The organism is Winogradskyella forsetii (assembly GCF_013394595.1).
GTDB classification, from domain to species: domain Bacteria; phylum Bacteroidota; class Bacteroidia; order Flavobacteriales; family Flavobacteriaceae; genus Winogradskyella; species Winogradskyella forsetii.
In genome coordinates this window covers 172,251-191,296 of sequence record NZ_CP053348.1, presented here as the reverse complement: position 1 = coordinate 191,296, position 19,046 = coordinate 172,251, and the positions used below count along the sequence as shown (strand labels likewise).

The 19,046-nt window shown below is 35.2% G+C and carries 20 protein-coding genes; 9 read left to right on the top strand and 11 right to left on the bottom strand.

The window, feature by feature from the left end:
* Window positions 1-241: 241 nt before the first annotated feature.
* Both HM987_RS00850 and HM987_RS00845 read right to left on the bottom strand, forming a co-directional pair.
* On the bottom strand, window positions 242-577 hold the full coding sequence (locus HM987_RS00850; RefSeq protein ID WP_306293673.1) for a ferritin-like domain-containing protein: 336 nt from the start codon (window positions 575-577) through the stop codon (window positions 242-244).
* A gap of 305 nt (window positions 578-882) precedes the next feature.
* Complete coding sequence (locus HM987_RS00845; RefSeq protein ID WP_179004432.1) at window positions 883-2,118, bottom strand: DUF6252 family protein; 1,236 nt, start codon at window positions 2,116-2,118, stop codon at window positions 883-885.
* Between the two features lie 322 nt (window positions 2,119-2,440).
* Between HM987_RS00845 and HM987_RS00840 the strand changes: the two genes are divergently transcribed.
* From HM987_RS00840 to HM987_RS00810, 7 genes are all read left to right on the top strand, one after another.
* Window positions 2,441-2,962, top strand: a complete 522-nt coding sequence (locus tag HM987_RS00840; protein WP_179004430.1) for a 30S ribosomal protein S16 — start codon at window positions 2,441-2,443, stop codon at window positions 2,960-2,962.
* A gap of 198 nt (window positions 2,963-3,160) precedes the next feature.
* Window positions 3,161-3,688, top strand: a complete 528-nt coding sequence (rimM, locus tag HM987_RS00835; RefSeq protein WP_179004428.1) for a ribosome maturation factor RimM — start codon at window positions 3,161-3,163, stop codon at window positions 3,686-3,688.
* An 11-nt stretch (window positions 3,689-3,699) separates the two neighbouring features.
* Window positions 3,700-4,413: a tRNA1(Val) (adenine(37)-N6)-methyltransferase gene (locus HM987_RS00830; protein ID WP_179004426.1), complete on the top strand. Its 714-nt coding sequence runs from the start codon at window positions 3,700-3,702 to the stop codon at window positions 4,411-4,413.
* 139 nt (window positions 4,414-4,552) lie between these two features.
* Entirely contained in the window at window positions 4,553-5,584 is a 1,032-nt protein-coding gene (locus tag HM987_RS00825; RefSeq protein WP_179004424.1) for an AI-2E family transporter, read from the top strand.
* 143 nt (window positions 5,585-5,727) lie between these two features.
* Window positions 5,728-6,906: an acyl-CoA dehydrogenase family protein gene (locus tag HM987_RS00820; protein ID WP_179004422.1), complete on the top strand. Its 1,179-nt coding sequence runs from the start codon at window positions 5,728-5,730 to the stop codon at window positions 6,904-6,906.
* A gap of 183 nt (window positions 6,907-7,089) precedes the next feature.
* The gene (locus HM987_RS00815) at window positions 7,090-7,803 is read left to right on the top strand and encodes an SGNH/GDSL hydrolase family protein (protein ID WP_179004421.1); all 714 of its coding nucleotides are present in this window, start codon (window positions 7,090-7,092) and stop codon (window positions 7,801-7,803) included.
* 29 nt (window positions 7,804-7,832) lie between these two features.
* A complete protein-coding gene (locus tag HM987_RS00810; RefSeq protein WP_179004419.1) occupies window positions 7,833-8,729 on the top strand; it encodes a metallophosphoesterase family protein in 897 nt (298 codons plus the stop codon).
* A 503-nt stretch (window positions 8,730-9,232) separates the two neighbouring features.
* Here the strand turns inward: HM987_RS00810 and HM987_RS00805 are convergent.
* The 7 genes from HM987_RS00805 to trmB all read right to left on the bottom strand — a co-directional run bounded on the left by HM987_RS00805 (window position 9,233) and on the right by trmB (window position 14,126).
* The gene (locus tag HM987_RS00805) at window positions 9,233-9,565 is read right to left on the bottom strand and encodes a 2Fe-2S iron-sulfur cluster-binding family protein (protein WP_179004417.1); all 333 of its coding nucleotides are present in this window, start codon (window positions 9,563-9,565) and stop codon (window positions 9,233-9,235) included.
* Between the two features lie 162 nt (window positions 9,566-9,727).
* The gene (locus tag HM987_RS00800; RefSeq protein WP_179004415.1) at window positions 9,728-10,789 is read right to left on the bottom strand and encodes an NAD(P)/FAD-dependent oxidoreductase; all 1,062 of its coding nucleotides are present in this window, start codon (window positions 10,787-10,789) and stop codon (window positions 9,728-9,730) included.
* A gap of 62 nt (window positions 10,790-10,851) precedes the next feature.
* Window positions 10,852-11,094 (bottom strand): NifU family protein, encoded by a 243-nt coding sequence (locus tag HM987_RS00795; protein WP_178990739.1) that lies wholly within the window; start codon window positions 11,092-11,094, stop codon window positions 10,852-10,854.
* 56 nt (window positions 11,095-11,150) lie between these two features.
* A complete protein-coding gene (locus HM987_RS00790; RefSeq protein WP_179004412.1) occupies window positions 11,151-12,287 on the bottom strand; it encodes an Mrp/NBP35 family ATP-binding protein in 1,137 nt (378 codons plus the stop codon).
* A gap of 201 nt (window positions 12,288-12,488) precedes the next feature.
* Window positions 12,489-12,818, bottom strand: a complete 330-nt coding sequence (locus HM987_RS00785) for an MGMT family protein (protein ID WP_179004410.1) — start codon at window positions 12,816-12,818, stop codon at window positions 12,489-12,491.
* On the bottom strand, window positions 12,819-13,448 hold the full coding sequence (locus tag HM987_RS00780) for a LysE family transporter (RefSeq protein ID WP_179004408.1): 630 nt from the start codon (window positions 13,446-13,448) through the stop codon (window positions 12,819-12,821).
* A 3-nt stretch (window positions 13,449-13,451) separates the two neighbouring features.
* The gene (trmB, locus tag HM987_RS00775) at window positions 13,452-14,126 is read right to left on the bottom strand and encodes a tRNA (guanosine(46)-N7)-methyltransferase TrmB (protein ID WP_179004406.1); all 675 of its coding nucleotides are present in this window, start codon (window positions 14,124-14,126) and stop codon (window positions 13,452-13,454) included.
* A 145-nt stretch (window positions 14,127-14,271) separates the two neighbouring features.
* Between trmB and HM987_RS00770 the strand changes: the two genes are divergently transcribed.
* Complete coding sequence (locus tag HM987_RS00770) at window positions 14,272-15,288, top strand: glycosyltransferase (RefSeq protein ID WP_229724543.1); 1,017 nt, start codon at window positions 14,272-14,274, stop codon at window positions 15,286-15,288.
* Here HM987_RS00770 and HM987_RS00765 read toward each other — a convergent pair.
* Window positions 15,262-16,308 (bottom strand): sensor histidine kinase, encoded by a 1,047-nt coding sequence (locus tag HM987_RS00765; protein ID WP_179004404.1) that lies wholly within the window; start codon window positions 16,306-16,308, stop codon window positions 15,262-15,264. The genes HM987_RS00770 and HM987_RS00765 overlap by 27 nt on opposite strands.
* Window positions 16,308-16,994 carry a response regulator transcription factor gene (locus HM987_RS00760; RefSeq protein WP_179004402.1) on the bottom strand — a complete coding sequence of 229 codons (687 nt, stop codon included), beginning with the start codon at window positions 16,992-16,994 and terminating at the stop codon, window positions 16,308-16,310. The genes HM987_RS00765 and HM987_RS00760 overlap by 1 nt, the downstream gene beginning before the upstream one ends.
* A gap of 234 nt (window positions 16,995-17,228) precedes the next feature.
* Here HM987_RS00760 and HM987_RS00755 point away from each other — a divergent pair, with 234 nt between their 5' ends.
* On the top strand, window positions 17,229-19,019 hold the full coding sequence (locus HM987_RS00755; RefSeq protein ID WP_179004400.1) for a T9SS type A sorting domain-containing protein: 1,791 nt from the start codon (window positions 17,229-17,231) through the stop codon (window positions 19,017-19,019).
* Window positions 19,020-19,046: the final 27 nt, after the last annotated feature.

Genomic DNA, 19,046 nt, shown 5'->3' with positions numbered 1-19,046 from the left:
TTAGGGTTTAAAGTTCAAAGTTACCATCCGAACATTGAACGAGATGCTGACATCGAAGATTCATGAATACCTTAATTTGAAGTACATATCAATGAATAAACGAGTTCAGCATGACAAAGTAAAATAGCTTATAAAATTACGTAGAATTTGTACTTTTTAGAAATGAAGTTGTGAAGAGTTTTGAACATAAAAAAAGCCAGTCTAAAAAGACTGACTTTTCTTAATTACTCTAGTATGATGATTACGATACTAATTCTTCATGCATTTTTTCAGTATTGATTGACGCTTGTATGGCGTTCTTATGCTTTATCAGTAAGCTATCTATACTTGGTGGTAAGTTCCGCTCTTGTATTAAGTCATTATAGACTTCCAAACTTTCCTCTTCACCTTTAATGGCTTCCTCTAAAATCGCTTCTTCGTTATTAGAACTAAAAGTCGATTTTAAACTCATCCAATTTCTATGCATTGTGCCTTTAAAGCTTCCTGAATCTTCTGGAATTTCTCCGTATTGTAAGATTTCAGTTCTTAGTTCTTTAGCAAATTCGCTTCGTTCAGAAGCTCTTCTTTTAAAGAACATTTTAAGATTTTTGCTTTAGACATTATCAATAGCATTTAGATACCCTTTCTCAGCATCATAATTTTTGATTAATAGCTCGTTTAATTTATTTGAAATTTCTTCTGTATACTTCATTTTGTCTCGTTCATTTAAGATTTCAATAATTTCTTTTAAGTTGCCTACTGTTTTACAACTGATTTTAATATACCAATCATAGTAAGAAAAATCGAACAAATTAACATCTTTAACAAAGACTTATAAATCTTTAACAAAAAAAACGCTACTCAATAAATAAGTAGCGCTTTTTCTATAACATTTGAAATTTTTTATGCCTGTAAATAATCTGGAACGCCATCGCCATCCGTATCAACAGCATCATCCGGATTTCCGTCTCCATTTGGATCGGCATTCTCATTGATGGTTAGAATACCATCTCCATCATCATCATTATCTAAATAGTCAACATCCATATCACCATCCGTATCTGCTGGGTTACCATCTTCGTCAACCGCTTCATATTGTGTTAATATACCATCACCATCGTCATCATTATCTAAATAATTCGCAATACCATCACCATCAGTATCGTCGTTAGTTTTATCTCCATCACCATTAAAGTCTTCAAAAACGTTTGGTACACCGTCATTATCATCATCCGCACAGTCTAAAGCATCGATTTCCATTTGAATACTTCCGTCTTCATCGCCGCAAATCTGAATTTGCTCTTGTAAATAGAGTAAATATTGTGCACATTTTTCATTATAATTACCAATGGTTGCATTGGTTAACTGGGATTCCGCTTCAATAGCATTATCAGTGGCATACTCACAAGGAAAGGCACAAGCATTTAAATCATCGATCGTGGTTTGTATAACGCCATCAACATCTCCGCAATAACTGCGCTGTGTATTCAATGCTGCTATATAATTGCTACAAGCAGCTTCATAATCTGTTCTATTTATAAACTCTAAATTTGGAGAAAATGTTGCTTGGTACGCTATCAATGCTTCATCAGCAAGTATTTCCACATCTTCACATGCAATAGGATTTGCTGGAATAGTTCCAGAAAACAGCGGAACTTTATAAAAGATGCCGCCATAAATGGGATTTTCTACCGTGCCTTCATTGGTAGCTCCAGTAAAATTTACTTCAGCACCAGAAGCACTATAGGCATTGAAACGAAATGTTCCAGTAAATGTATTGTCTAAAATTTCGTCGAGTCTAATTACACCATAATCTCCATAATCTGGATCTGTTCCATTAGGATTATTAGTAGAATACACCGTACCATCGGCTCCAGTAAACCTAGCTTCCATAGATTCTACACTACCTAAATAATATTCACCAACGGCTGCTGTTGGTAAGAACAGTTCTAAAGTTTGAGCATTATTTATTCCTGTTATGGTTAAAAAACCGGAGTCGTCTATACTTGCAGAAAATGCTTGAGCTCTCCACGGTTGATTGTTAAGAGTGCCTTGAAACGCAGGAGAATTAAATTGTACTTCATCACCACAACTGAATACCGAAAGAAAAACAAGAGATAAGAGGATTAATTTTTTCATTTGCAAAAGGGTCTTTTATCTTTGCTCCAAATATAACGAAACAAGAATGTCAAAAGTATAATTTTTTTTATTATTGTCACAGTCTTGGTTTTTTCTTTTCGTTTAAACGCAATAAAACCCTATAATAACTTATATACTCTTCGTCTTTTCTCCATAAAGTAGTTTTAATTTGGTCTTTTTATCTTCTCGCAACAATTTATGGCTGTAAAAAAATAAAACGATCTTAGATCTAAATGCCAAAATGCATTTTTAATTCAAATAAATATATTATCTTTGCGCCCTCATTAATAACAGAGGTCGAGAACCTCACTAATTAATTATTATGCCTGTAAAAATTAGATTACAAAGACACGGTAAAAAAGGAAAACCTTATTACTGGATCGTAGCAGCGGATTCACGCGCTAAAAGAGATGGTAAATACTTAGAGAAACTAGGTGCTTACAATCCAAACACCAATCCTGCAACTATCGAATTAGATGTTGACGGAGCTGTAACATGGTTACAAAACGGTGCACAACCAACCGATACTGCAAAAGCAATTTTATCTTATAAAGGAGCGATGCTAAAAAATCATTTAGCTGGTGGTGTTAGAAAGGGAGCTTTAACTGAAGAGCAAGCTGAAGAAAAATTCAACGCTTGGTTGGAGGAAAAAGCAGCTAAGATTGAAGCTAAATCTGAAGGTTTGTCTAAAGCAGATGCTGATGCAAAAGCTAAAGCACATGAAGCTGAAAAAGCTGTAAACGAAGCACGTATCGCTGCAGCCGCACCAGTTGTTGAAGAGGAAGTTGCTGAAGGAACTGAAGCTACATCTGAAGATGCAAAAGCATCTAACGAAGAAGAATAAAAAAATTATTTTTTATACTTTTAAACCCTGACATGTAACGTCAGGGTTTTTTGTTTACATAAAACTTATAAATGATTTTATGTATTAATCCTCATGCAAATGGGGATCTCAATAAATTTACAAATAACACAAAGAGATCCTGAACCAACACTTCGTCAAGCGCAGTGTGATAGTTCAGGATGACAAATAAAATTTGTCATGAAAAAAGAAGAATGTTTTTATTTAGGTAAAATCGTAAAAAAATACAGCTTTAAAGGAGAACTTTTAGCAAAACTAGACACTGATGAACCTGATTTGTACGATAACCTAGATGCTATTTTTATCGATCTCAGAGGAAATTTGGTACCTTTCTTTATTGAATCCTCTCAATTACATAAGTCAAATCTACTCCGTTTAAAATTTGAGGACGTCAATACGGAAGCTGATGCAGATGCTTTAATAAAAACTGAATTGTATTTACCTCTAGATTTATTACCTAAACTAGAAGGTGATAAATTTTATTTCCACGAAGTCATAGGTTTTACAATAAAAGACAAAAATTATGGCAAAGTTGGTGTTCTAAAAGGCATCAACGATTCTACCGCACAAGCTTTATTTGAAATCGATAGAGATGGTATCGAAATTCTTATTCCTATGAATGATGAATTTATAGTTAAGGTAGATCGGAAAAATAAAACCATCGAGGTAGATACTCCTGAAGGGTTGATTGATCTTTATATGGGATAAATTCCAAATTTATGACAAAGCCTTTCAAATTCAAACAATTCACAGTCAACCAAGACCGTTGTGCAATGAAAATTGGTACAGACGGCGTTTTACTCGGTGCTTGGACTTCTATAGAGAATAATCCCTATTCCGTTTTAGATATTGGTGCAGGGACTGGTGTCTTATCTTTAATGATTGCACAGCGAAGTGATGCAGAGACTATCGAAGCCCTAGAAATTGACGATGATGCCTTTGAACAATGCTCCGAAAATTTTGAAAACTCGGATTGGGCGGATCGTCTATTTTGCTATCATGCCTCGTTATTGGAATTTGTTGAAGAAATTGAAGACAAATACGATCTCATCATTTGTAATCCACCTTTTTATTCCGAAGATTATAAAACGGATAGCAAAGCAAGAGATTTAGCACGATTTAATGATGCCATGCCCTTTGAACATTTGATTTATGCCGTGGTAAATTTATTATCGGACACAGGGTTATTCTCCGTGGTCATCCCCTATAAAGAAGAAACTAACTTTGTAAATTTAGCTTCAAAAGTAGGCTTATTTCCTAAACGCATACGTCATGTAAAAGGGAATCCTAATTCAGAAATTAAACGAAGTTTGTTAGAGTTTTCGTTTGAGGAAACTGAAATTAAAACTTCCGAGTTAGTCATAGAAACTGCCCGACATCAATATACGGAAGCTTACATTAATTTGACTCAAGAATTTTATCTTAAAATGTAGTCCACAACACTTTTTTGTTGAACTCTTCTTTTGCTTTATAGCGTCTTTTAGCGATTAATAGTATAGAATTTGGTTTAAAACCTCAGTTTTTCCTAAATTTTCCAGTAATTTTATACTGAACACGTTTAGAAAAAATGCTTTGAGCAATCCAAAAATTGATATTTCCGGTACTAATTTAATAAAGACACTTTTAATAACTGGAGGTATTCTGGCACTGATTTACTTTGGTAAAAGCCTAATTATGCCCTTATTAGTTGCTGCAATAATTGCTATTATACTTGATATCGCTGTAAAGAAACTCAAATCACTTGGACTACCTAAGTGGCTTTGTATTACAGTATCCGTTTTGTTAATGCTGATCATTTTTTCTCTGCTCTTTTGGCTTATAAGCTCGCAAATTAATAACATGGGAGATGACTGGCCTGCTATCAAAGAAAAAGCGACAGAAAAATTAAATACGTTTTCCCAATGGGCAAACAAAGAATTGGGCTGGGATTACAAAGATTACATTGAGAACAATAAAAAACTAGTTCAAAAAGCTGAAGAATTCGCTAGTGCTTTTCTATCTTCATTAATGAATCTACTATCGCAATCCTTCATTATTTTTATTTACATCATTTTGTTTTTGATGCAAAAGAAGCAATTCATTAATTTCTTTAAAAAACTTTTTACCAATAACGAAGCGATAAATTCCCTTTTAAAAAATGCCGCCAATAATGTGAACGGTTATTTTCTGGGAAAAGGCAAAATTATGCTATTTCTCTTCGGGATTTACTATCTCGGATTTACTATTGGATCCGTGCCTTACGCCTTATTTTTAGCATTATTTGCTGCCCTTTTTTCCATTATTCCTTATTTGGGTAATTTCATTGGAGGAGGCGTCGCTGTTATACTTTCCTTTTTATATGCAGGCCAAACACCTGCGTTAATTGTGATTGGTGTTGTTAGTGCAGCGCAATTGATAGAAAACTATTTACTGACACCATGGATTATTGGTGATGAAATCAACTTAAATCCATTTATCACCATTTTTGGAGTTATCTTATTTTCTGCCATTTGGGGAATCGTTGGTGCCGTTATTTCCTTACCGCTAATTGGTGTTTTAAAAGTAATTTTTGACCATACCAAAGGCATGGAAGCCTACGCTTATATTCTGAAAAAAGATGATTGACACAAGCATACACACTTAATTAAGCCTAATCTTTTTATTAAATTTTAGTAAATATTTAAGCTTTCTCATCCACTTAAAATTACAATTTAAATTGTTAGCTGAAAACGTTTTCGTTACTTTTGCTTTCATAAATTAAACAACAAATGAAACCAGATTTATTCGAAGCACCAGATTATTATAACCTTGATGAATTATTGACTGAAGAGCACAAATTAGTGCGCGATGCCGCAAGAGAATGGGTAAAGCGTGATGTGTCTCCAATTATAGAAGAAGCGGCTCAAAAAGCAGAATTTCCGAAGTCAATTATTGGAGGTTTAGCAGAAATTGGCGCATTCGGCCCTTACATTCCAGAAGAATATGGCGGTGCAGGATTAGACCAAATTTCTTACGGTCTTATAATGCAAGAAATTGAGCGTGGAGATTCTGGAGTACGTAGCACAGCTTCCGTACAATCCTCTTTGGTAATGTATCCCATTTGGAAATATGGAAATGAAGCACAACGCCAAAAATACTTGCCAAAATTAGCGTCTGGAGAATGGATGGGCTCTTTTGGATTAACTGAACCAGATCATGGCAGTAATCCTGGAGGTATGACTACCAACTTTAAAGATATGGGAGATCATTATCTATTAAATGGTGCTAAAATGTGGATTAGTAATTCGCCTTTTTGTCAAATTGCTGTGGTTTGGGCTAAAGATGAAAGTGGGCGAATTCATGGGCTTATAGTAGAACGTGGCATGGAAGGCTTTTCCACACCAGAAACCCATAACAAATGGTCACTTAGAGCTTCCGCAACTGGCGAACTTATTTTCGATAACGTAAAAGTGCCAAAAGAAAATTTATTGCCAAACAAATCGGGATTAGGCGCACCACTAGGTTGTTTAGATTCTGCACGTTTTGGTATTGCTTGGGGAGCAATTGGTGCAGCTATGGATTGTTACGATACCGCTTTGCGATACAGTAAAGAGCGCATGCAATTTGGGAAACCAATTGGACAGTTTCAACTGCAACAAAAGAAATTAGCCGAAATGATTACCGAAATCACAAAAGCACAATTGTTAGCTTGGAGACTCGGCGTTATGCGAGAAGCTGGAACTGCAACCTCAGCACAAATTTCAATGGCCAAACGAAATAATGTAGATATGGCCATCAACATCGCTCGTGAAGCCAGGCAAATGCTTGGTGGCATGGGAATTACTGGAGAATATTCGATTATGCGTCATTCGATGAACCTAGAGAGTGTCATTACTTATGAAGGCACTCACGATATTCATTTGTTAATTACTGGTTTAGACATTACAGGACTAAATGCCTTCAAATAGTGGTTGAGCCACATCAAATTATTTTGCTCGGACGAAACGTGGCAAATCCGAAATTTTCCAGCTATGGATTCAGCCATATATCACACAAAAAATGCTTCTCAATATTGAGAAGCATTTTTTAGTAATGTTTTAAATAGCACTTCAACATAAAACTAAAACACTATAATTGTCGTATATTGAGATATGAAAAGATTATTTCAAACTATAAGTTTCGGCTTATTACTATGTGTGGTATGCTGCAATAATGACGATATCACAGTTGAAGAAGATGCGATCACAGACCCAATTACTTATAATATTTTAGCACTTGGCGACAGCTATACTATTGGTGAAAGTGTTTGCAATACTTGTCGTTTTCCAGAGCAATTAAAGGATAGTTTAATTTCAAAATTTTCCGAAGAAGATACTTTTAATCTTAAGGTTATTGCACAAACTGGTTGGACAACTACCAACCTTATCAATGCTATAGAAAATGAAAGTCTCACAAACGACTATGATTTAGTCACGCTTTTAATTGGTGTAAATAATCAATACCAAGGCAAACCGTTTTCCTTGTATGAAACTGAGTTTCCTATATTGGTTTCAAAAGCGATTCAATTAGCTAAAAATGACAAGGCTAATGTTATTGTTGTTTCCATTCCTGATTATGCCTTTACGCCATTTGGGCAAAATAGTGGAAATCCAGAAACCACATCCTCAGAAATTGATATGTATAATGAATTTGCAGAAAATTATTGTAATCAAGAAAATATCACCTTTGTGAACATTACTGATATTACACGTCAAGGCTTAATAAATACTGATCTCGTAGCTTCAGACGGATTACACCCTTCCAAATTGGCATACACTAAATTTGTGGAACGCTTGCTTCCTGTTGCAGAGATAAAAATCGAATAAGATTTACTATTTTAGTTGAAACATTTTCCATGTCCTCTAAAACGAGATTAGATCGTGCTTACAAAAATGCCAAACGCCTACCGTTTGACAATTCTTCTAAATTTATATTGTTTAGCGATTGCCATCGTGGCGACAACAGTTTTGCGGATGATTTTGCGAATAACCGTAACATCTATTATCATGCTTTAAGGCATTATTTTCTTGAAGGTTTTAGTTATTGCGAACTCGGTGATGGGGATGAACTATGGGAAAACCTATCGTTTGAATCCATATTTCGTGCTCATAAGAATGTGTATATGCTTATGAAACAATTTCATGATATCGGACGTTTACATATGATTTGGGGCAACCATGATATGGTTTATCGTGATCCAAAATATGTTGAGAAACATCTAAACACTTTTTTTGACCCAAAAACAGGTCATAATGAAGACTTATTTTGCGATATTAAATACCATGAAGGCATTATTTTAGAACATACGGAAACCAAACAAGAGTTATTTCTAACCCATGGTCATCAAGCCGATTGGTGGAATTTTCTATTCTGGAAATGGAGTCGTTTCATGGTCCGCATTCTCTGGAAACCTTTGAATGTGATGGGAATTGCCGATCCTACAAGTCCTGCTAAAAACTATACGGAACTCATAAAAATAGAACGACGCACCAAGCGATGGATTATAGAGAACAATAACTTAATTACTGTTGTTGGCCATACACACAGACCACGATTCCCTGAACCTGGCGATATTGCTTATTTTAATGATGGGAGTTGTGTGCATCCAAGAAGTATCACAGGACTAGAAATAGAAAATGGAGCGATTTCATTAATAAAATGGCAAATTGTAACCTCTGAAGATGGGAATTTAAAGATTGATCGCTTTTTATTGGAAGGACCGACTCGGTTGATTGATTATAAAACGGAGTAATTGAAATGGGATTATTAGAAATATACTTTTGGATGGTAATTTATTTTTCAGGATTTTTAAATTTTTTTATAATAACGCTGTCGGAAGATTTAAAAACCAAAAAACGATTTAAGAAATTCCTCAAAATTTCTTTTTCAATTGGTCTATTTGGAATATTGATGGTTTCGACCGATTGGAATTACCTATGTGGATATACGTGTCTAATTTTCACATTCTCACCATTTATAACATTGTTAATTTTAAAAACTGTTATGATTATATTTAGAAAGGTTACAAAAAAAGAGGGATTTCATTTTTATAAAGGAGAGCTTTTAGATGGATTCTATCAAGAAAACCTTGGCGATATCCAACACAAAAGCTATTATAGCTTATACTCTATTTTTCTGTTCGTAACACCTCTAATTGTTTTAGTTCTATTTTATAACCTTACAGAGAACATTACCTGTTAGAAATTCTTTTCGAAAATAAGATTCCTCTCGATAGCCATCGGGATTCGTAGAAATTTAGTCCTCAGGCGCCAACTCAACTTCCAAACCTTCCATTTCTGGTGTCATTTGAATTTGGCATCCTAAACGGCTGTTATCTTTTACATAAAACGCTTCGGAAAGCATGGCTTCCTCATCATCTTGCATTTCTGGCAATTCCGTATCGCTTAAAACGTAGCATTGACAAGACGCGCACATGGCCATACCACCACAAACGCCAATGGTGCCTTCTGGAGCTAGCTCATAAGAACGAACGACTTCCATTAGGTTCATTGCCATGTCGGTTGGCGCTTCAATTTGATGCTTTACACCATCTCTGTCTATGATTGTGATGTTTATGTCTTGTTCCATGTTTATAATTTAGAAACTCATATAATTGATACTAAGCGATTAGGAGCAAAATTTAGTTTTATTATTTCATTTTGCACCCCTAAAGTCCCCTCAACGAGACAATCTTAAAATTCAACTGAGTAAGTTTTTTTCACCTCAGAGGAATTAATAAGGAGTTTTTTATTAATCAAACGCCTTTACAACCGCTTTTGGTGCTTCTTTTCGCGTACCATCAAAACCATCGACGCCACTTACAGTTGTATATTTTAAAACATAACGTTTCCCAGGATTTATAATTTGATAAGCGGCTTGGCACATTAAGGTTGCTTCATGGAAACCACAAAGAATCAATTTCAATTTCCCTGGATAGGTATTCACATCTCCTATAGCAAAAATACCAGGAATATTCGTTTGATAGTCCAATGAATTATCAACTTTAATCGCGTTTTTTTCTATCTCAAGTCCCCAATTTGCAATGGGTCCCAATTTAGGAGACAGCCCAAATAATGGAATAAAATGATCACATTCCACTTCAAATTCCTTTTCTATATGTTGCGCTTGTTTTACGACAACAGCCTTCACTTTTTTGTCTCCAACAATACCAACAACTTCAGCAGGCGTAACTAAATTTATTTTTCCTTTATTTTTTAGTTCTTGAACTTTTTCTACGGAATCTAAATGGCCTCTAAATTCGTTTCGTCTGTGAATCAATGTGACGCTAGAAGCCACATCACTTAAAAAGATACTCCAGTCTAAAGCTGAATCACCTCCACCGGCAATCACAACATTTTTATCCCTGTATATTTCAGGATCTTTAATGATATACTCTACACCATTGTCTTCAAAATCGGTTATATTATGAATTAAGGGTTTTCTTGGCTCAAAACTACCCAATCCACCTGCGATTGCCACGACTGGAGCTTGGTGTTTTGTACCTTTATTTGTAGTAACAATGAATGTTCCGTCGTCTTGTTTATCAATGGTTTCTGCTCTTTCTCCTAATGTGAATCCAGGCTCGAACTGTTTGCACTGTTCCATTAACTTTTCCGTTAAATCCCCAGCTAAAATTTCTGGATAAGCTGGAATATCGTATATCGGTTTTTTAGGGTAAATCTCAGAACATTGCCCGCCAGCTTGTGGAAGTGCATCAATTAAATGACACTTTAGTTTTAAAAGTCCAGCTTCAAAAACCGTGAAAAGTCCTGTTGGACCAGCGCCAATTATAAGTATATCTGTTGTAATCATGAATTTAATATTGAAATCAAAATTAAGAATGTATTTTCATTCAGAATGTGACAACTATCACATTACTTTTCTACATTAATAACTTTTTCTATTTGTGGAGCATATTTCTTTATGGTCATCTCTACACCAGACTTTAAGGTCATCTGGTTAACACTGCAAGATGTACAGGCACCAACTAATTGAACTTTCACAAACTTACCATCCTCAATGGACAACAAGTCGATATCTCCTCCATCACTTTGCAGAAATGGACGGATTTCATCTAATGCTTTTTCAACATTTAATCTAAGTTCTTCTGAGCTCATCTACTTTTTATTTCCTCATCCTAACCCTCTCCAAAGGAAAGGGAAATGATGGATTATTATTTTTTTATAGCAGAACATCCTGCCATTGTGGTAATTTTTATTGCTTCAGTAGCTGGTAAAGCTTCGTTTCTATTGACTACTTGTTGCACAACCTCTCTTGTAATGGTTTCAAAAGCAGCTTCAATCGGCGTTGCGGTTTGCATGGCGGCTGGTCTTCCTAAATCACCAGCTTCCCTAATGCTTTGTACCAACGGCACTTCGCCCAAAAATGGGACTTTTAAATCTTCTGCCAAATGCTTTGCACCTTCTTTTCCAAATATATAATACTTATTTTCAGGAAGTTCCGCAGGTGTGAAATAAGCCATGTTTTCTATGATGCCCAAAACAGGTACATTAATGCTGTCTTGCTGAAACATTGCCACTCCTTTTTTAGCATCTGCCAAAGCCACATTCTGCGGTGTACTTACCACAACAGCTCCTGTAATTGGCAAAGCTTGCATGATACTAAGGTGAATATCGCCAGTTCCTGGAGGCAAATCGAGCAATAAGAAGTCTAACTCGCCCCAAGCAGCATCAAATATCATTTGGTTCAATGCTTTAGAAGCCATTGGTCCTCTCCAAATTACAGCCTGATCTGGTTTCGTGAAAAAGCCGATAGATAATATTTTAACGCCGTAATTTTCTACGGGTTTCATTTTAGATTTTCCATCTACATTAACAGATAGTGGACGCTCATTGGCCACATCGAACATAATTGGGATTGATGGCCCGTAAATATCCGCATCTAAAACACCAACCTTAAATCCCATTTTAGATAGAGTGACCGCCAAATTTGCAGTTACTGTAGATTTTCCTACACCTCCTTTTCCAGAAGCAACCGCAACAATATTTTGTATGCCAGGAATTGCTTTACCTTTAATTTCGTTTTTAACTGGTTTGGTAGGAGCATCAACTTTAATGTTGACTTTTATTTTTGCTTTTTCATAAACTTCCCTATGAATAGTCTGCAATATTTCTACCTCTGTCTTTTTACGTGCTTGAAGACTTGGGTTTTTTATGGTTATATCCACAATCACTTCATCCGCAAAAGTAACAACATTGGTTACTGCACCACTATCAACCATGTTTTCACCTTCTCCAGGCGCTGTAATGGTTTTGAGTGCATTGAGTATATCTTGTTTATTTAGCTTCACTTCTTATCTAGATTTATTCTAAATGCAAAGGTACTGCTAAAAGTTGAAAATTTGAAGTGTTAGAATTGAATTGTATAATGGAAGGATTTAATTTGTAAATGAGCTGGTGGATTTCCAATTCTTCTGGAAATTTATAAAAATCTGGAAATTACATTAAGTATTTATTCTGATAGTAAAATATATAGTAAAGCAGTAACTTTTTCAAAGTTCCTTAACGGGATCCCAATACACAGCTTCTAAATCTTGAATTTGATTATCAACCACCACAATACCTTCATTTTCTAAAAGCTGCTGCATTAAGTTGGTACCTTCAAAATGATGCTTTCCTGTTAAAAGGCCTTTTCGGTTAACCACTCTGTGCGCTGGCACATCTTTACCGTGAGAACCATTCATAGCGTAACCAACAATTCTGGCACTTTTTCCTGCCCCTAAATATTTAGCGATGGCGCCATAACTCGTTACTCTACCATAAGGAATTTGTTTGGCTACCTTGTATACTTTTTCGAAAAAGCCGAGTGTTTCAGGTTTCATTTATAGTTCCCTTAGAATATTAATAAAAGTTACCAACGCTACAATACCTGTAATGATTCCTATACTCAGATTCATGCTCTTTTGAGAGGTAAAGTTTCGGTCTTTAATCTTATCGAAAAAGAAAATATAAAAGTAAAGCATCACAAAAGTTCCTGTTGCTGCACCTGTAACATAGGTAACGATGCTCAATTTTTCAAAATTCATCCAACCAAAAGATACCAGAGTAATGGTCATATAGGCTTGGTATGGAATAGGAAACACGTTGAGCGCAGATAAAAACACACCATGCCATAACCTGCCATGCTTACTTCTAATTTCAGCTTCCTTTTTTGGCTCATTTTCCTTCGATGCTAGCACCAAAAAATAAATGGTAATCAATACAAATATTACAAATGCCACACGTTGAAGAATCTCAACAATATCGGGATGATTAGATAAGTATCTGGCAAAAATAGCAGCGATGTAAGTTTGAACATACACAACAATGCAAACGCCAGTAGAAAACATAATGCCACGAGCTGCACCTTCCTTTAGGCTTATTTTTGCTGCTGTCATATTAAGTAAACCTGGTGGAATAACTCCGATCATAGCTACAAAAAGCCCTAGAAAGAAAATGACAGTTATGCTCAAAATTTAGTTGATTTTGAATCTAATATACGTAATTGCTTTGTCTTTCTCCAAATACTGATTTTCGTAAAAGGTCTGTATTCCAGTAACATCCTCCGGACTGCCTTCTAATTTATACAAGTTATGATTGGCATATAAGACATCATGACCCAAGCCATGCAACAAACCAAGCGTATAACCGTGCATAAACTCGCTGTCTGTTTTTAGATGCATCAATCCACTTGGCTTTAATACTTTTTTGTAGCGTTCCAAAAATTGTAAATTAGTCATTCTATGTTTAGTACGTCGATATTTGATTTGAGGATCTGGAAACGTGATCCAAATTTCATCAACTTCATTTTCTGCAAAAACACGATCAATTAATTCAATTTGGGTTCTTATAAATGCTGCATTCGGAATGTCTTGTTCAATAGCTGTTTTTGCACCTCTCCAAAATCGTGCACCCTTAATGTCTATACCGATAAAATTTTTATTAGGATAGCGTTTTGCCAAACCAACTGTGTATTCGCCTTTGCCACAGCCTAATTCTAAAACTAAGGGCTTATCATTTTTAAAAACTTCCGATCTCCAGTTGCCTTTAAGCCTGTAGGTCGCATCGACCAATTCTTCCCGTTTTGGCTGATAAACATTATGAAAAGTTTCATTTTCCCTAAAGCGTTTCTGTTTGTTTTTACTGCCCACTAATTCTCGATTTAATAATAATGCGGTAAAATTAAGGAAAGATTTTAGGTTTATCTTTGTTTATCAAAGACATCTCCAAAATAAATAGATACTGAAGCCAATTCAAAATAAAAAACGAATTTTAGTCGCTCCCTTAAATTGGGGATTGGGTCATGCTACGCGATGTATTCCTATTATTCATGAATTAATTCGGCATAATTTTAAACCCGTAATAGCGAGTGATGGTTTTGCGCTTCAATTATTACAAAAGGAATTCCCAAAACTTGAAATTTTAGAATTGCCGTCCTATAACATTAGCTATTCAAAAAACCCAAAAAAGTTGAGGCTAAAACTTTTAAAGGACACACCGCACCTTTTAAAAACGATAAAAAAAGAGCAGAAGGTTATTGCCGATTTTATTGAAAGTACTCCTATTTCGGGCATAATTTCTGATAACCGATTTGGTGTGCGACATAACACTATTCCTTCGGTATTTGTAACGCATCAATTGCAAGTTTTGAGCGGAAATACCACTTGGCTAAGTACTAGAATTCATCAAAAAATCATTTCTAGATTTAATGAATGTTGGGTTCCTGATTATGATTCTGAAAAAAATCTCAGTGGTATTTTAGGGCATATTGAAGGTTTTAAAGCGGCATTAACCTATTTAGGACCTTTGTCCCGATTTGAAAAACAACAACTAGAAATTAAATATGAGCTTCTCGTTGTTCTTTCTGGCCCTGAACCACAACGGACTTTTTTGGAAGAAAAATTATTCCATGAGCTTATAAATTTCAAGGGTAACATTTGTTTTGTAAAAGGCGTCATTGAAACTGAACAATCAATTTCGCATCATAAGAACATGAGTATCTATAATTTTATGACCAGTATTGAACTCGAAAAAGCCATAAATGAAAGTGAAGTGGTTTTGAGCAGATCAGGTTACACTACTATTATGGATTTGGCAAAACTTGAAAAGCAAGCCTTTTTTATACCTACGCCTGGGCAATTTGAACAAGAATACTTAGCGGAAAAATTAGAATCTGAGGGGATTGCGCCTTTTTGTAATCAAGATGAGTTTTGTTTAGATTTATTAGCACAACTTAAAAATTATTCGGGCTTGAAATTCAAAGAAAACCGATTAAATTACAAGAAACTATTTCGTCTTTTCCAAGGTGAATGAAAACTCACTACCAACACCCAATTGACTTTCAATATAAATTTTTTCTTCATGGGCTTCAACAATATGCTTAACGATAGATAAGCCCAAACCTGACCCGCCTTCTTTACGCGAACCACTTTTATCTACACGATAGAAACGCTCAAATAAACGCTGAAGATTGGCTTTTGCAATACCTTCGCCATTATCGGTAACTCTAATAATCGCTTTGTTTTTAATGAGGTTTTCGATGCTCACTTCCGTAGTCCCTTTTTCACGACCGTACTTTATTGAATTAACAATAAGATTGGTTAATACTTGTTGAATGCGTTCTTTATCTGCATACACCATAATGGGTTGATGATAATCGATGTCAAAAGTTAAGGTTATATGTTTCTTTGCCGCTTTCATTTCAAAAAGATCAAACACATTTTGAACCAATTTAACGATATCAAAATTTTCTTTTTTAAGGCTGAGATCACCAACTTCGAGTTTAGTAATCATATCTAAATCCTTAATGATATAAGTGAGCCTTTCAACACCTTTACTCGCTCTGCCCAAGTATTTTTTTCTGATTTTTTCATCTTCAATACCACCATCCAGCAAGGTAAGTAAATAGCTCTGTACGGAAAACAATGGTGTTTTTAGCTCATGAGAAACATTGCCGATAAATTCTTTTCTATATTCTTCCCTGATTTTTAAAGTTTCTATTTCAATCTTCTTGTTTTTGGCGTATTTATCGATTTCTTTGGTTAAAGTGCCCATATCTGTAGTAATGGGTTGTTGTCTTAAACTCGTAGATTCTAAAAGTGTCAAATCATCATAGATTTGCTTAACACGTCTGTAGATGAAGCGCTCCACGCGATATTGTACAATAGCAAAACATAAAGGGTAACAAATTATGGGATAAAAAACCGCTTGCCAATGAAGGGCTTGGAAATAATATAAAAATAAAAGCATAAGCCCAGTCGAAAACAGGGTCACATAGAGCGCTGTTCGCAATGCGAATTTGTATGATTTTTTTAAACTCTTTTTATTTTGCATTAGTCTACGAACTTGTAACCAACGCCTTTAACGGTTTTAAAAGATTTATCGCCTATTTTTTCACGAAGTTTTCTTATATGTACATCAATGGTTCTGCCACCAACTACAACTTCATTTCCCCAGACTTTATCTAAGATTTCATCACGTTTAAAGACCTTACCTGGCTTGGTTGCTAACAAAGATAACAATTCAAACTCTTTTCTTGGCAAGGTAATTTCTTTACCTTTAATTGTAATTTTATATTCTTCTTTATAAATGACTAAGTCGCCAATTTTTACAATATTTTCAACGTTGTTTTCAGAATGCTTAAAACGTCGGAGTAAAGCTTTTACTTTACTAATTAAAACCTTAGGCTTTATAGGTTTAGCGATGTAGTCGTCTGCACCAGCATCAAAACCTGCAACTTGAGAATAATCCTCGCCTCTAGCGGTTAAAAAGGTAATGACTGCTTCACTCAATTCTGGCAGTTCTCGGATACGTTCACAGGCCTCGATACCATCCATTTTTGGCATCATCACATCCAAGATAATTAAATGAGGCTGATGTTTTTTTGCCAACTCAACGGCTTCTACACCATTTTCTCCTTTTATAACCTGGTAACCTTCAGCAGCTAAATTATAGCCCACAATTTCTAAAATATCCGGTTCATCATCTACCAACAGTATTTTAATCTCTTTCTTTTTCAAAATTTAATTCCGTATTTAATAACTGTAAAGATAGCGTATATCCTCATTACCTATATAAAAATATCGAATTGATAACAATTACCTAACATTGAAAATATAAATCCTTGAAACTAAGAAGGTGTTGACATCTACCGTGTTAACATATTGTAAAAATGCTAACTATTGGCTATTTGGATTCTTGAAACTAAGGATTTGTTATTATATTTGTTGTCTAACTTTTTATAAAAATCAATTATGAAGAAAATTTACTTTTTATTTTTTACCCTTTTATTTACAGCTGCCACTTCTTATGGTCAAGTTGTTATAAATGAAATCGATGTTGATACACCAGGTGCAGATGAGGCTGAATTTGTAGAATTAAAAGCAGCTCCAAATGCATCTTTAGATGGATACATTGTTGTGTTTTTTAACGGTAGTAATGATTTAAGTTATGGAACTTGGGATCTTACAGGAAAAACGGCTGATGCTAACGGTTTTTTTATTCTAGCAAACACAGCACTAATTAGTGGAAATGATATTGATTTGCCGCCAGGAGGATCTGGTTACATTCAAAACGGTCCTGATGCTATTGCTATTTATCAAGATTCTGCTGCTAATTTTCCTGAAGGAACTGCAGTAACTATGACTAATTTAATTGATGCTATAGTTTATGGTACTAGTGATAGTGATGACCCAGAATTATTATCTGGTTTAGGTGAAACAGTTCAATATGATGAAGATCTTAATGGTGCAAAGGACACTGAATCCTTACAGTTAAATGCTGCTGGAACAGCTTACGAAACTAAAGCACCTACCTTTAGAAATTCTAATGATGCCGCTGTTTGTGAATTGAGCTTAACTTCTACTTCTGCGGTTTGTGACGCTTTTACTGTTGGTACGGATACATATACTGCTACAGTTGACTTTTCTGGTGGAGGAACTTCTACTTATACTGTAACTGCAGATTCCGGAACAGTTGATTTATCCGCTGGTGACCCTTCTACAGATGCAACAGGAACCATTACAGTAACTGGAGTTGCTGAGGGAACTGATGTAATTATTTCAGCTGTTGATGGCGCGCTTTGTGATTTAAGTAGTACAGTAACAAGCCCTTCTTGTGAACCGTCTAATTCTTTACCACTTTACGAAGGATTTGACTATACTGTTGGAACTGATATAGGAACTGAAGCGAATTGGAATAATTACAGTGGATCAGATAACCCTATTGATGTAGTTTCTGGTAGTTTATCTTATCCAGGATTAGCGGGTTCTACAGGAAATTCTGTTTATATTGAAGGTGGTTTTATTGATTCTGAACTTGTTTTTACCCCTGTAACTACTGGAGAAGTATTTGCATCTTTTATTATTAATGTTAGCGACCTTTCTAATATTACTGATCTCGCAGATGGAGGCTATTTTGTTTTACTAGGAGATTTTGATGCTAGACTTTGGGTTCATCCAGATACTGATCCTGTTGGAACAACTTACGATATTGCGTTAACAAACGGTAGTAGCGGAGAAAATTTTACGACTACTAAATACAATGTTGGAGATAGTGTTTTTATAGTTATTAGTTATAACGTTGCCACAGGTGCAATTAACGGTTGGGTTAATCCTGCGGGTGATGACTTTGGTGGTTCTGCACCAACGGCACTGCTTACGGATACCGACGCTTCACCAAGTCCATTTGTAGACACTTTTGCTCTGAGACAAGATTCTGCTGGTGAAACTCCTGCTATGACTTTTGATGAATTGCGAATTGGAACTACTTGGGCTGATGTTACGCCAACCACATTGTCCATAACGAATGAAAATAGAAATAATTTTTCAGTTTATCCGAATCCAGTTTCTTCTGGTATCGTAAATATTTCTTCCACTAATAGTGAAGCAATAAACGTTCAAGTATTTGATATTTTAGGTAAGCAAGTTAAAAACCAAACGTTAACAAACAACACATTAAATGTTTCTAGTTTAAAGTCTGGTGTTTACATTATTAAAATCACTCAGAATAATGCTTCTACCACTAAGAAATTAGTGATTAAGTAAGTATTGTTTTTAAAACATATTTTAAGG

What these genes read in the sequence shown, in the direction of transcription:
- HM987_RS00850 (WP_306293673.1), bottom strand. Translation starts at nt 577, where the DNA reads ATGTTCTTTAAAAGAAGAGCTTCTGAACGAAGCGAATTTGCTAAAGAA.
- HM987_RS00845 (WP_179004432.1), bottom strand. Translation starts at nt 2,118, where the DNA reads ATGAAAAAATTAATCCTCTTATCTCTTGTTTTTCTTTCGGTATTCAGT.
- HM987_RS00840 (WP_179004430.1), top strand. Translation starts at nt 2,441, where the DNA reads ATGCCTGTAAAAATTAGATTACAAAGACACGGTAAAAAAGGAAAACCT.
- rimM (WP_179004428.1), top strand. Translation starts at nt 3,161, where the DNA reads ATGAAAAAAGAAGAATGTTTTTATTTAGGTAAAATCGTAAAAAAATAC.
- HM987_RS00830 (WP_179004426.1), top strand. Translation starts at nt 3,700, where the DNA reads ATGACAAAGCCTTTCAAATTCAAACAATTCACAGTCAACCAAGACCGT.
- HM987_RS00820 (WP_179004422.1), top strand. Translation starts at nt 5,728, where the DNA reads ATGAAACCAGATTTATTCGAAGCACCAGATTATTATAACCTTGATGAA.
- HM987_RS00815 (WP_179004421.1), top strand. Translation starts at nt 7,090, where the DNA reads ATGAAAAGATTATTTCAAACTATAAGTTTCGGCTTATTACTATGTGTG.
- HM987_RS00810 (WP_179004419.1), top strand. Translation starts at nt 7,833, where the DNA reads ATGTCCTCTAAAACGAGATTAGATCGTGCTTACAAAAATGCCAAACGC.
- HM987_RS00805 (WP_179004417.1), bottom strand. Translation starts at nt 9,565, where the DNA reads ATGGAACAAGACATAAACATCACAATCATAGACAGAGATGGTGTAAAG.
- HM987_RS00800 (WP_179004415.1), bottom strand. Translation starts at nt 10,789, where the DNA reads ATGATTACAACAGATATACTTATAATTGGCGCTGGTCCAACAGGACTT.
- HM987_RS00795 (WP_178990739.1), bottom strand. Translation starts at nt 11,094, where the DNA reads ATGAGCTCAGAAGAACTTAGATTAAATGTTGAAAAAGCATTAGATGAA.
- HM987_RS00785 (WP_179004410.1), bottom strand. Translation starts at nt 12,818, where the DNA reads ATGAAACCTGAAACACTCGGCTTTTTCGAAAAAGTATACAAGGTAGCC.
- HM987_RS00765 (WP_179004404.1), bottom strand. Translation starts at nt 16,308, where the DNA reads ATGCAAAATAAAAAGAGTTTAAAAAAATCATACAAATTCGCATTGCGA.
- HM987_RS00755 (WP_179004400.1), top strand. Translation starts at nt 17,229, where the DNA reads ATGAAGAAAATTTACTTTTTATTTTTTACCCTTTTATTTACAGCTGCC.